Annotated in this window: 9 protein-coding genes and 3 pseudogenes; 7 read left to right on the top strand and 5 right to left on the bottom strand. The window is 58.6% G+C overall.

All coding sequences use genetic code 11. From position 1 onward, the window contains the following. Window positions 1-180 precede the first annotated feature (180 nt). From GA829_RS33855 to GA829_RS37050, 4 genes and pseudogenes are all read right to left on the bottom strand, one after another. Complete coding sequence (locus GA829_RS33855; RefSeq protein ID WP_195179932.1) at window positions 181-990, bottom strand: SDR family oxidoreductase; 810 nt, start codon at window positions 988-990, stop codon at window positions 181-183. Window positions 991-1,719: 729 nt separating this feature from the next. Beyond that, window positions 1,720-2,268 (bottom strand): VOC family protein, encoded by a 549-nt coding sequence (locus GA829_RS33865; protein ID WP_195180184.1) that lies wholly within the window; start codon window positions 2,266-2,268, stop codon window positions 1,720-1,722. 289 nt (window positions 2,269-2,557) lie between these two features. Continuing rightward, window positions 2,558-2,701, bottom strand: a pseudogene (locus GA829_RS37045) (SMP-30/gluconolactonase/LRE family protein); the annotation flags it as partial. Window positions 2,702-3,472: 771 nt separating this feature from the next. Further along, window positions 3,473-3,682 carry a hypothetical protein gene (locus GA829_RS37050; RefSeq protein WP_258052430.1) on the bottom strand — a complete coding sequence of 70 codons (210 nt, stop codon included), beginning with the start codon at window positions 3,680-3,682 and terminating at the stop codon, window positions 3,473-3,475. A gap of 162 nt (window positions 3,683-3,844) precedes the next feature. Here GA829_RS37050 and GA829_RS37425 point away from each other — a divergent pair, with 162 nt between their 5' ends. From GA829_RS37425 to GA829_RS33885, 4 genes and pseudogenes are all read left to right on the top strand, one after another. Further along, window positions 3,845-4,075: an NAD(P)-binding protein gene (locus tag GA829_RS37425; RefSeq protein WP_308462362.1), complete on the top strand. Its 231-nt coding sequence runs from the start codon at window positions 3,845-3,847 to the stop codon at window positions 4,073-4,075. 98 nt (window positions 4,076-4,173) lie between these two features. Then, entirely contained in the window at window positions 4,174-4,881 is a 708-nt protein-coding gene (locus tag GA829_RS37430) for a GMC family oxidoreductase N-terminal domain-containing protein (RefSeq protein ID WP_308462363.1), read from the top strand. Window positions 4,882-5,191: 310 nt separating this feature from the next. Continuing rightward, a complete protein-coding gene (locus GA829_RS37435) occupies window positions 5,192-5,530 on the top strand; it encodes a GMC family oxidoreductase (protein WP_308462364.1) in 339 nt (112 codons plus the stop codon). A gap of 252 nt (window positions 5,531-5,782) precedes the next feature. Continuing rightward, a pseudogene (locus GA829_RS33885) lies at window positions 5,783-6,127 on the top strand (helix-turn-helix domain-containing protein); the annotation flags it as partial. A gap of 247 nt (window positions 6,128-6,374) precedes the next feature. Here the strand turns inward: GA829_RS33885 and GA829_RS33890 are convergent. After that, window positions 6,375-7,406 (bottom strand): IS110 family RNA-guided transposase, encoded by a 1,032-nt coding sequence (locus GA829_RS33890; RefSeq protein WP_195176981.1) that lies wholly within the window; start codon window positions 7,404-7,406, stop codon window positions 6,375-6,377. 71 nt (window positions 7,407-7,477) lie between these two features. On the opposite strand from GA829_RS33890, the pseudogene GA829_RS33895 reads away from it, so the two are divergent. From GA829_RS33895 to GA829_RS33905, 3 genes and pseudogenes are all read left to right on the top strand, one after another. Then, window positions 7,478-8,080: pseudogene (locus GA829_RS33895) on the top strand (IS630 family transposase); the annotation flags it as partial. 581 nt (window positions 8,081-8,661) lie between these two features. After that, window positions 8,662-11,208, top strand: a complete 2,547-nt coding sequence (locus tag GA829_RS33900) for a membrane-bound PQQ-dependent dehydrogenase, glucose/quinate/shikimate family (protein ID WP_195179926.1) — start codon at window positions 8,662-8,664, stop codon at window positions 11,206-11,208. A 44-nt stretch (window positions 11,209-11,252) separates the two neighbouring features. Further along, complete coding sequence (locus GA829_RS33905) at window positions 11,253-12,587, top strand: DUF2254 domain-containing protein (protein WP_195179925.1); 1,335 nt, start codon at window positions 11,253-11,255, stop codon at window positions 12,585-12,587. The last annotated feature ends 4 nt before the right edge of the window (window positions 12,588-12,591 follow it).

Genomic DNA, 12,591 nt, shown 5'->3' on the forward strand with positions numbered 1-12,591 from the left:
TCGCATGCCGCATGCCGAGCTCGTCATGAGCGCGTTTGAGTTGCGCTTGCCAATCGGCGCGCAGGCCGAGCGTGGCATGGCCGCTTCCGATTGTGTGTTCCCAGAAATGGGGCAAGGGCGTTGATCGCGCGCCTAGATCGCCCGAAAAGTTCGCAGCCATACCGGTATTTCCTTTTTCGTTCAGCCGCCCGTCGCAAACCCTGGATACAGCGTCATTCCGCCATCGACGAACAAGGTGGTGCCAACCACGTAGTCGGAGTCGTCGGAAGCGAGCCATACAGCAGCCCTGGCGATATCTTCTGGTTCACCGATCCGACCATAGGGGACCAGTGTAAGCAGCGATTTCATGGCTTCGGGTGTGCTCCAGGCCAATGTGTTGATCGGCGTGCGAATTGCGCCTGGCGCGATAGCATTGACGCGGATACCCTTGGGCGCGAGTTCCTGCGCCATACTTTCCATCAACAGCTTGATACCGCCTTTGGACGTGGCGTAGTTGGCATGACCGGCCCAAGGAATGACCTGATGCACCGAGCTCATGCAGACAATCTTGCCTGCGGCTCGCGACACGGAAGGTACTACGCCACGGCGAAGAAATTCCCGTGTCGCAGCCTGCGCGCACAGGAACTGGCCGGTCAGATTGACATCGAGAACCTTGTTCCACTTTTCCAAAGTCATCTCGGTAAAGGGGGCGTCTTGTTGCAGGCCGGCATTCGCGACCAGGATGTCGAGTGTGCCGAACTCTTCGATCGCTCTGGCAAACATCGCTTCGACTTCATTTTGGCTGGAAACGTCGGCTTGCAACGCCAGCGCGTTCGCCCCTCCAGCGCGGATCCTATCGACAACCTTCGTTGCCGCGTCCTCGTTTGTTACATAGTTGACAACCACATCGGCTCCTGCCGCACCGAGCGCGATTGCGACACCCTCCCCAATCCCGGAATTTGCGCCAGTCACGAGTGCCTTTTGACCCGTTAAAGGTTTTAAGAAAGACATTTTGAATTGTTTCTCACATCGGGTGGGAAGCACGATGCCAAATCAACGTGCTGGTGCCATTTTTGTCAGACGTAAGTGTGCCCTGCGGCAATTGGACATGACAACCTAATGCTTGGCCAGTTCTTTTGGTTTCGACACGATTGTTTGAACACGGAGAAATATCCATGAGTGCCGACCCATCGCATATGCCGACTGTCCCTTATTGGCATCTCTGGACCGACAGGGAGGGCTTAAGCCGGCTTACCCGATGCCTTATGGAAAGTTTCCAGTTGCGGTCGATGCAACCGCCGGCCGATCCGCAATGGCAAGGCGACAAGACAAGCGGCAGAATGACAACAATGGTGACGGTTCAGCCTGTAGGCTGGGTCGGCGTCTGGCATGAGAACCCGAAGCCGCAATGGATCATCCCACTTTCGGGCCGCTGGTTCGTGGAGGCCATGGACGGCACACGCGTCGAGATGGGACCGGGAGAGTTTTCCTTCGGAGGCGACCAGGGATGCCGAGAGCGGAACGGCAGGAAAGGGCATCTGTTCAGGCACTGTCGGTTCATCACCTGCCACGTTGATGGTTGTGCAATTGGAGGATAGGGATGCGCCAGCAGCGCCTTGCGCATTCCGCTGACCTTGAGACCACAACTATCGGAAATCAAGGCGATGACCGTCTGGGTCGAATATGATGCCTTCGAAACCAGGATGCCCCTCGATCACCACATGCGTCGCTGCGGCGCTTTCATCTGAAACGGGCTTTTCGGCGCGCATTTCTGGGTCGCGGTAAGCAAGGAGCTCCAGATGCGGGCCGGAGCTGCCGTTCAAATTCGAGGCCGATTACCTCGACTTGTGTTGCCGTGCCGGCTGCCATGTTGTCAAGCCGACCCTGCTCGGCGCCACGATTGACTTGCCGTGATCCGATACGCAAACCGATGCTCTCGTAGAAGTGAAGGCTGCGCTCAGTATCCGCCACCGCCATGGCGCTGTGGTCGATGCCTAGAAATATGCCCTCATGCCCCTTCCACAATTCGGGCACCCGGTCTGGGGGGAAGCATATGAAACTCAAGCGGATGGCCTTCGGGTCCCGGAACTTGAACGCCGCTACGCCACCTGAAGCCGCTGGCAGCCGCTGTGGTCCGTCAAGCGTAATTGGCGACCAGCCATCATGCTTGGCCAGCGCCTCGCATGCCTTGCCCATATCGGTGACGACGATGGCGCAATGCTGAAACCGGGGATCGTTGCCGGTGATGTCCTTGAGGATAGGCGAGTTTTTGCCCGGCCGATCTCCCAATGCGCTGGGACCCAGGAACAGCCGGTCGGTGTCCGCGCGGTTGAAGCCGAAGACATTTGATAAAAGCCAGCCAGTGCGTTTGGCGCGGTCGACAGCAGCCGAAAGGCTTCAACCCTGGCCATGTCACCCTCTTGGCGTGCGCGCGCCGCGCCGATTTAGGAAAATGGCGTAGAGCGTATGCGATCCGCCGATGAACAGCCGATTCAGATGCGGTCCGCCGCCGAAGCAACAAATTCGAGACGCAGTAGGGGACGCCGATCTTTCCCAACAATTCCCCCTGCGGGCTGATGCAATGAACGCCGTCCTTTGCGCTTGACCAGACATTGCCGTCTTCGTCGAGCGCCAAGCCGTCAGTATAGCCCGGCTCGACCTTGTAGAAATCACATAGGCCGGAGATGGCACGGCCATCCGGTGATACGTCGCAGACCTTCATCACCTGAGCCGGGTTCGGTTTCGTCTGGTCGCCAGTCTCGGCTGATGTAAAGCCGCGATTCGTCGGGCGAAAAGGCAAGGCCGTTCGGTCCTTTCGAATGCGCTTGAGATAGTGGTTAAGCCCTTTGTGGCCGGATCGAAACGATAGACGGCGGGTGCGAGCTCACTCTTCCGTCGGAGGCCTTCATAGTCGTTGGAGATGCCGTAGACGGGATCGGTAAACCAGATCGTGCCGTCCGATTTCACCACGATGTCATTGGGTGAGTTCAAACCGGCGGCCGTTGAACATGCGAGACGAGGAGTGGTGACAGAACCGTCGTGTTCGACGCGACCGACGGCCCGGTCGAGGTGAGAACAAGAACACAACGCGTCCCTGGCAATCCCGCGCCTGCCCATTGGCGTTGGCTGATGGCGAGCGCCAGACGGAAATGCCCCCGGTCTCGGTCCAACGCATGGTGCGGTCGCGCGGAAGGTCTTGAAACAGCAGGCATCCCCAGTCGCCCATCCAGACCAGTCCTTCGATCCATCGGAAAACCTGACGCCAGTTCTTCAAAGCGGGGCGTTGGCGAGGATGTAGGAGGGAGAACTTTGGGTCGGACGATCTCGATCGGGCTGCCGGTTGTCATTATCGATGCAGGGATCATTACGGCAACACGACATCGTGCGCATAGGGGTAGGTCGATGCAAAAGGCGCGTGTACGAAAGCGCTGGCTTCATCGGCGCGTCCGCCAAAAGTGATCAGCAGGAAGCCGCCGGCCAGCGCGAAAATTCTTCAGGAAGTCCCAAAAAACGTCGCGGCCCTTGCTCGGTCCCACAATGTGAAATCATCGGTCGCCCAGAACTGCTTCCATAACAGCGCGTCACCATGCAGTAGCCGGCGAGGACGAAGGCGGCAAGCCGATTCCGCTATGCCGGTCAATACGCCAAGCGACATGACGATTTCGACGAACAGGCCGGTCAGGATCAGCACTTTAGCGGTCATCTGGAACCTGCCATCTCATTTGCCTGGTCAACAGCCCCGTGGAAATTGATGACCTTGTCCATGGCGCTGAAGGGCAGAAAGAGGAGGATCAGAAGGAGCCGTGTTGTAAAAGTTTATTGCAATGGCCACTGTCACTTTCCTCGATGTGAGGGATAACTGATATTGGGCAGCTTAACCGTTTCGACAAGCCGTCCATTGCGGGCGTGTGGGAACATGGTGGCCTGCGGATCATTGAATTGCAGCGCTAAGGATTTGGATGATGACTGCATCGAACGATCGTATGACGTGATCATCATCGGATCAGGTCCAGGAGGCGGCACCATGGCCTGGCGCCTTGCCCAGACAGGCAAGCGTATCCTGTTGATCGAACGGGGTGGCTACCTGAAAGCGTGAGCGCGAGAATTGGGATTCCGACGCCGTTTTCCGCCAGGGTCGCTATCAAACAGAGGAAACTTGGACCGTCTGCCTCAGGCGAGGAATTTCGTCCAGGCTTGCATTATTTTGTCGGAGGCAATTCCAAGGTCTATGGTGGCGTTCTCTTCCGACTTCGCTTGGAAAGATTTCGAAACGATCAGGCATCCCGACGGCGTATCGCCCGAATGGCCGGTCAAATACGACGAGTTCGAGCCTTATTATCAGGCTGCCGAAGAGCTGTTCCAGGTGCGGGGCCGTCGGGGAGAAGACCCGACAGAACCGCCATCGCGCGAAAACCCTACGCCTTTGCGCCAATCTCACATGAACCGCGCATTCAGCAGCTCTCCGACGATTTGGAACGGGAAGGTTTGCATCCATTCCACTTGCCGATGGGCGCTCTGCTGGTCGAGGACCAGACCGGTCAGGCAACGCCACATTCACCGCTTTTGCGCTGTGATCCCTTCGACGGCTTCCCAAGCCTTACCAACGGAAAGGCAGATGCACAGATCATCACGGTCGACCCGGCGCTCGCATCCAATCCGAATCTGACGCTACTGACCGGCGCCTATGCCGAACGCCTCTTGACGAACCAGGAATGGCACGGTGGTGACGGGCATCGAGGTCACGCTCGATGGCCACACATGCCGCATGACGAGCGTCTCGTCGTCGTTGCATGCGGCGCCTTGTCGTCAGCGCTTTTGATGCTGCGCTCCACAAGCGACAATCACCCCGAAGGACTGGGCAACGCATCCGGTCAGCTAGGTCGGCAACTACATGCGGCATAACAATGCGACGATTCTGGCAATCTCCAAGACGCCCCAAATCCGACGCAATTCCAGAAAACCCTGGGCCTTAACGACTTCTACCACGGCCACGATAAGAAGCCCGGCAAACGACTGGGAATTCCCGCTCGGCCATATCCAAATGGTGGGAAAGTCGGACGGGATACAAATCGAGGCTGAAGGCCTGCCGGGCTTCATGCAATGGTTTCCAACAATGCGTTTGACTGGCTCGCCAAGCATTCGGTCGACTTTTGGCTGACCTCGGAAGACCTGCCTATGTCGCAGAACCGCAATCTACTATCGGGATGGTCGGGTGCACCTTGATATGACGCCGGACCAACATGGAAGCGCACCAGAGATTGAAGGACAAGCTTCGCGCTATATTGCAGCGCGACCGACATTCACCCCCATCTTTTCGAACGCCAAGCTCTATCTCGGAAAGGATGTTCCCGTCGGAGGGACGGCCCATCAGGCAGGCACCTTGCGCTTCGGGGAGAACCCTACTGACTCGGTGCTCGACCGCGACTGCAAGGTTCACGGGATAGACAATCTTTATGTCACCGATGCAAGTTTCTTTCCCTCCATCGGTGCGGTCAACCCGACACTGACGATCATCGCAAATGCACTGCGGGTGGCGGACCGAATCGTTTGATCGGCTGGTCTGAATGCGACGCTGTCCTACCTACCTGGGCAGGCGGCATTGGGCGCAACCACCATCGTTGATTCTGGGCAAGCAGGTAGTTAGCGGTTGGGTCGCCTGTCAGAATCCGAGCTACGCATGGAAGGAGAACTCGGATCGTTTGCAATTGGAACATTAGAGCGGGATGAGATTATGGGAGTCGTGGGATTCCCAAATCACATCGGTTCTGATTCAACCTTCATGCTGGATAGGAGGCCAGCATGGATGGCAGTCTATTCGATGGATCTTCGTGATCGGGTTGTTGCCGCGGTCAAGATTGAAGGACTTTCGCGGCGCGCGGCCGCGAAGCGATTTGGGGTGAGCTACAGCGCGGCCATTGAGTGGCTGAAACGGCTGGAAGAGACCGGCAGCGTGGCGCCTGGCCAAATAGGCGGTTACAAACCGAAGAAGCTATCGGGCGCGTGGCGCGACTGGCTGATCGAGCGCTGCCGCGACCGGGACTTCACCTTGCGCGGGCTTGTGGCCGAGCTTGGCGAGCGTGGTCTGACGGTCGACTACCGCTCAGTGTGGGAATTCGTCCATGCAGAGAAGCTCAGTTACAAAAAACGTATGGCTCGCCCCGCCTGCAAGCGATTTTTGACGGCATCTCAGTCTGCGCCAACGTATCCGGTCTCGGGGCAATGATCGTCCCCGGCCAAGATGGAGCTTACGCGCGTACCGATCCTCATAAAGACGTCGGCGTCTAGCGCCATTTTTTTGGTCAGGATGTCGGCACACCGTTCGACTGTCAGGCCATCTTTTCAGTCCACTCACAGACAACGCCGGCCTGAAGGTCTCCCTTCCGGCCGATCTCTGATTATCCGACCGACGGCAACGCCGCCATCTGGAACGGACGCCCGCTTCTCAGCACCGCCCAGATGATCCTGGCCATCTTCGCCGCTAGCGCGACGACAGCCGTGTTCATATGAGTTCGCGACAGCAGGCCTCGAAGCCATTCGCCCAACAGCGTCTTCCCTTTGGCAAGGGACGGCAGCGCTGCTCGTGCTCCATGGATCAGCATCCTACGAAGATAGCCGTTGCCGCGCTTGCTGATCCCCAGAAGCTTAGGCTTACCTCCGGTCGTCATTTGTCGAGGCACGAGTCCAAGCCAGGCCGCAAGGTCACGGCCCCGGCCAAACGTCTCGGCCTTTCCGACCGACGCTACGAACGCGGTCGCATTCAATGGGCCGATCCCCGGGATCGTCGAGAGCAGCTTCATTGATGCGTCCGTGCGAGCGAGGGTCGCGAACTCCGCGTCGAAGGAGACGATGCGGGCATCGAGGGCGCGCCACTCGGCTCGCATGTCCTCGATCAGAACCCGGATCCGACGGCCGATCGCCATCTCTCCGGCGAGAAGCTGTTCCAGTCGGAGTTCAAGCTTGCGCCGCCCCTTGGCAATCATGATTCCCCGCTCGAGCAAAATCGCCCGAAGCTGGTTGATCAGAGTCGTGCGCTCGCCAACCAGCCGATCTCGAGCCCGGTGCAGGCTCTGCATGTCGAGTTGCTCGTCGCTCTTCAGATCGACAAAGCGCATCGTTGGGCGGGTCGCGGCTTCCGCTATCGCCTCGGCATCCCGATCGTCGTTCTTCTGCGCTTTCACGTAGGGACGAACATATTCGGGAGACATCAGCCGTACATCGTGGCCCTGCTCACGAAGCTGCCGGCCGAGATGATGGGCGCCGCAACAGGCTTCCATCGCCATCACGCAGGCCGGCATTCCCGCCGCCAGCTTCACCACGCTGTCCCGACGCATCCGGCGCCGCAACAGCACGTTCCCGGCTTCGTCCAGCCCGACAACGCTGCAAACGTCCTTTCCAAGATCTATACCAAGAACCTTGATCTCATTCATCGGCTCAACTCCGTGCCAGACTCATCGACGACGCAATCATGCGCCGAGGGAAAGGGGCGAGCCATTCCATAAAGACGCTGATCGCCGCCGAGCAGGAGCGTCCCGATGTGGCGCGCCGGCGGGTACAGTGGAGGAAGTATCGCGGCCGGATCGATCCGGCCCGACTGGTGTTCATCGACGAGACCTGGACCAAGACCAACATGGCGCCGCTCAGGGGCTAGGCGCCGGTCGGCCAGCGGATCAAGGCCAAAGTGCCGCACGGCCACTGGAAGACCATGACTTTCCTGGCCGCGTTGCGCCACGATCGCGTCGAGGCGCCTTGGCTGATCGATGGACCGATCAACGGCGAAAGGTTCCTCCTTTATGTCGAGAAGGTTCTCGCTCCGACCCTGCGGCCCGGCGACATCGTCGTCATGGACAATCTCGGCTCGCACAAAGGCAAGGCAGTGCGCCGCGCCATACGCGCCACCGGCGCAAGGCTGTTCTTCCTGCCGAAATACTCACCCGACCTCAACCCGATCGAGCAGCTCTTCTCAAAGCTCAAGCACTGGCTGAGAAAGGCAGCGAGCCGAACCGTCGAAACCGTTTGCGACGCCATCGGGCAGACCCTCAACCGCGTAACACCGACAGAGTGCTCGCACTATTTCGAAAACTCAGGATATGACCAAAACTAATCTCATCCCGCTCTAGTCACTTCTAAGAGTTCGTCATGAGCGGCAGGCATTGAGGTGCCTGCCGTGATCAGGTGGCAAAGCTTGATCGGCCCGCGTTCTCCGCCAGAGGCGCGGGCCTCTATCGAGAGGCACAACAACTCGGGTGCTCAGCGATCTATGTCCAGCGAGTAAAAGAACACGGTTGAGCCGTTGAAGCGGACTTTGCGCAAGCGGTCGAGAAAACCGTCCGAACATGAGCCCGACGATAACGACGGTCACAGCAAAAAAGAGGAAGTCGATTTTCGCATTTGGTTCCTTGCGAAAGAAACAGGGATCAGTCCGGATCAGGCTCGCGAAATTGTTCGCGGTCCAGCGAAGGACCGGGCGTCACTGTTGAGCGCAGCACGGTCCCTGCGAGCCCCCAGCGGCGATCAATAGCTCGGCGATCAATGGCTCCTGACGGCAAGGCGATAGTCAATCACGAAATGTTGCACTTTGGAACAGTCCGCGACCTTAGGCGTTCACGGTTATCAGGAATGCGTTGCGTTCATATTTGCTTGGATGCCCAGCGTTTTGAGGCACCGAAAAACAGGAACTGAGCCATGTACCGCACGATTGTTTCGTCGCTGACAGGATTGTTCGGCGTTCTTATTTTCATTGGCGGTGCATGGCTGGCAGTGATTGGTGGGTCGTGGTTCTTCATCCTTCTCGGCGTCGGTATGTCCGGTTCGGCATTTCTGCTTTTCCAGCGGCGCCCAGAGGGCTTAGCGCTATACGGCGTCACCGTCCTAGTGACATTCGTGTGGTCAGTTTACGAAGTCGGCTTCGACTGGTGGGCGCTGTCAGCACGGGGCAGCCTACTGGTTGTAATCGGTGTGCTTTTGTTGCTTCCGCCGATGGTTCGCTCCCTGCACAGGCCTGAAATAGGCTGGGCCCGCTATGACGCGTCGAGCGGGATTCTCGCCGGATCAATAGCCGTTGCCCTGGTCGCGGGACTCTATTCAATGTTCCTGAGCCAGCACGACACAGGCGGCGTATTTTCAGACGCCCAGATGGCGACAAACAAGACCCTTGAGACCGGCGTGCCAGACGGCGAATGGCAGGCTTATGGCCGCACCAACGCTGGTCGACGTTATTCGCCGCTCGACCAGATAACGCCAGCAAACGTCGACAATCTCAAGGTCGCCTGGACCTATCATACCGGCGACATTCGTGGCCCCAACGACCCGGGGGAAGCGACCTACGAAGACACGCCTCTCATGATTGACGGGACCGTTTATGTCTGTACGCCGCACAACCTGGTGATTGCTCTTGATGCGGTTTCTGGCAAAGAGAAATGGCGGTTCGACCCGCATTTGAAGCAGACCGCCAAGCAGACAACCCAACATCTGACCTGCCGTGGTGTTTCCTACTTCGATGGCGCATCGGCAAAGCCCGCTGCCGCCGGCCAGCAGCCTCCGGTGACAGCGGACAGCACAACCAAAACCGAGGAGCAGAGAGTAGCGGAAAGTGCGGCCGAAGTAACAACAGGTGCGGCTGGGGTACCGCAGAACGTTGTCACAGGACAGGCAAAGCGCGGCGATCCAAACCCTGTTGTGAACCACAAGACGACTGCGGCAATGGCCAATCTTGATCCGACATGTATCAAGAGGTTGTTCGCACCGACTTCCGACGGGCGGCTGATCTCCATCAGTGCTGAAACCGGCAAAATCTGCCCAGGTTTTGGCGGTGACGACGGCACCATCAACCTTTGGGCTAACATGCCCAACATCTCGCCCGGTTCTATTTATTCCACGTCTCCACCTCTCGTGACCGATCGCCTGGTGATTGTCGGCGGCTCCGTCAACGACAACGTCGCGACAACGTCACCGTCCGGTGTCATCCGGGCCTACGACGTAAACACCGGCGACCTCGTCTGGAATTTCGATTCCAAGAACCCCGATGCGACGGCGCCCATCGCGAATGGTCAGACCTATTCTGAGAACGCCCCAAACTCGTGGAGTGTTTCAAGCTATGATCCCAAGCTCGGGCTGATTTACCTGCCGATGGGCAACCAATCGCCTGACCAGTACGGAGTCGGCCGCAGCGCCAGCGTGGAAAAGTATTCGTCCTCAATCCTCGCATTGGATGTCAACACCGGCAAACCAGCCTGGGTGTTCCAGACAGTCCATCATGATCTGTGGGATATGGACGTGCCTGCACAGCCCAGCCTAGTGGACCTGACCATTGGCGGCACGGAAATCCCGGCGCTGGTCGCGCCGACCAAGCAGGGCGAGGTCTACGTCCTCAATCGCAAAACAGGCGAGCCGGCGCTCCCGGTCAAAGAGGAACTCGCGCCCAGCGGGGCGGTCAAGGCTGACACCACGGCTCCGACGCAACCCGTATCGACAATTTCGTTCAAGCCACCGCCGCTCCAGGAAAAGGACATGTGGGGTATCTCGCCGCTGGACGAGCTTGTTTGCCGGATCGAATTTCGCGACCTCTATTACAAAGGAAGGTATACTCCGCCGACAGAGCAGGGTTCGATCATCTACCCCGGCAATTTCGGAGCGTTCAACTGGGGTGCGGTGGCTGTCGATCCCAATCGTCAAATCATGTTCGCAATGCCCGTCTACCTCGCCTTTACGTCGAAGATGATCCCGCGCCCGGACCAATATACACGCGTCGTTACCAAGGAAGGTGGGGACGTCTTCAATGAGAATTTCGGTGCACCCTATGCGGCCAAGATGGGCGCATTCCTGTCGCCGCTTGGGCTGCCCTGCCAGGCGCCGCCTTGGGGCTATGTCGCCGGTGTCGATCTGACGACAGGCAAGACGATCTACAAGCATGTCAACGGAACGGTGCGCGATCTTTCGCCGATCCCGCTGCCATTCAAGATGGGTGTGCCGGGAATTGGTGGCCCGATCATAACCAAGGGCGGCGTCGCTTTTCTTAGCGGGACCCTCGATTATTATGTACGCGGCTATGATTTGAAGACAGGCAAGGAGATCTGGCGTGACCGGCTCCCAGCGGGCGGTCAGGCCACCCCATCAACCTATCTCGGCTCCGATGGGAGGCAATATCTTGTTGTCGTTGCCGGCGGCCATGGCTCGACCAACACGGCGGCAGGCGATTCCATCATTGCCTACGCGCTGCCGAAATCCGGATGAGGGATTAGATTGGGATCAGATAACGACCGCCGCGACTTGAAATCGTGAAGGCTCGGCTCAGAAAATTCCTGACGTCTCTGGCCGACACGTTTTGGCTGGTTCCTGCTGCTATGACCGCTGCAGGCATAGTGCTGGCACTTGGCATGGTCGCCGTTGATCGGAGCGGCGTCATCCCGATGTCCCTCCTGGACAATTCCTGGCTTTACAACGGCGGCGGCACTGGTGCGCGAACCTTGTTGGGCGCGGTCGCTTCCTCCACTATAGGTGTTGCCGGCACGGTCTTTTCCATTACCATTGCCGCGCTTTCACTGGCTGCTGGACAAATGGGACCGCGCCTCTTGCGGAACTTTACCAAGGACCGCGGCAACCAATTCACATTGGGCGCATTCCTCGGCACTTTCTGCTATGCCCTCATGGTCCTACGCACGGTACGCACCCAGGATGAAGGCATTTTCGTTCCGCATCTCTCGCTTACCGTCAGCATTCTGCTGGCTTTCGTCTGCGTCGCCACTCTTGTTTTCTTCGTTGGCCACATGGCGGGGCGCATTAACGTAGACACCGTCATTGCGTTGGTCAGCCTGGACGTGCAGCGCGCATTCGGGCGAATAGCCGTGAAAGAGAGACAACCATCGCCTCCTCCGCTGTCGTTCTGGAAAGAGGCAGCGGTCATTCTGGATGGTCGCCGAGGTTACCTGCAGCAGCTGGATGACACCGGATTGGCGGAATGGGCGGCCGACAAAGGAACGGCGGTGAGATTGCTGGTGCGACCCGGCGACTTTGTGTTTCCGGGGGCGCCGATCGCGTTGATGACGCCGCCGGTAGATGGCGCAGAGGAAGCCATCCGCGATGCAACCGCCTTGAGTGCGCAGCGCGGGAGCTCTGCTGATATCGAATTCGCGGTGCGACAGCTTGTCGAGGTGGCCGTGCGGGCGCTGTCTCCGGGCATCAACGACCCGCATACCGCTGTGAGCGTGATCGACCGCTTCGGCGCCGCGCTCTGTGAACTCGCCCCACTTCATCTGCCCGCTGGTGTGCTGCTGCACGAAGGAAACCCGGTGCTCGTCGTTCCAGCCGTCGGGTATGACGGACTTGCGGATGCGATGTTCCACATGATCAGGCAGAATGCAGCAGGCAGTGCCGCCGTACTCATTCGCTTGCTGGACGTGCTCACGGCGGTAACGAGTTGCGAGCACGACCCATCTCGCCGGGCTACCTTGCACCGTCATGCCGATCTGGTGGTAGGTGATGCGAAACGCAACATTTCAACGCCCGAAGATATCCAAGACATCACCCGAAGGCATTCTGGTTTCCTCGCGATGAAGGACCATGGCCCCTTTGGCCACCTCGAAGCGCTGACCCAAAATGCACCCAAGAAATAGCACG

It is taken from the genome of Mesorhizobium sp. INR15 (assembly GCF_015500075.1).
Lineage (GTDB): Bacteria > Pseudomonadota > Alphaproteobacteria > Rhizobiales > Rhizobiaceae > Mesorhizobium.

Coding starts and splice junctions, on each gene's coding strand:
- GA829_RS33855 (WP_195179932.1), bottom strand. CDS start 990: ATGTCTTTCTTAAAACCTTTAACGGGTCAAAAGGCACTCGTGACTGGC.
- GA829_RS37050 (WP_258052430.1), bottom strand. CDS start 3,682: ATGACCGCTAAAGTGCTGATCCTGACCGGCCTGTTCGTCGAAATCGTC.
- GA829_RS33890 (WP_195176981.1), bottom strand. CDS start 7,406: ATGAATGAGATCAAGGTTCTTGGTATAGATCTTGGAAAGGACGTTTGC.
- GA829_RS33900 (WP_195179926.1), top strand. CDS start 8,662: ATGTACCGCACGATTGTTTCGTCGCTGACAGGATTGTTCGGCGTTCTT.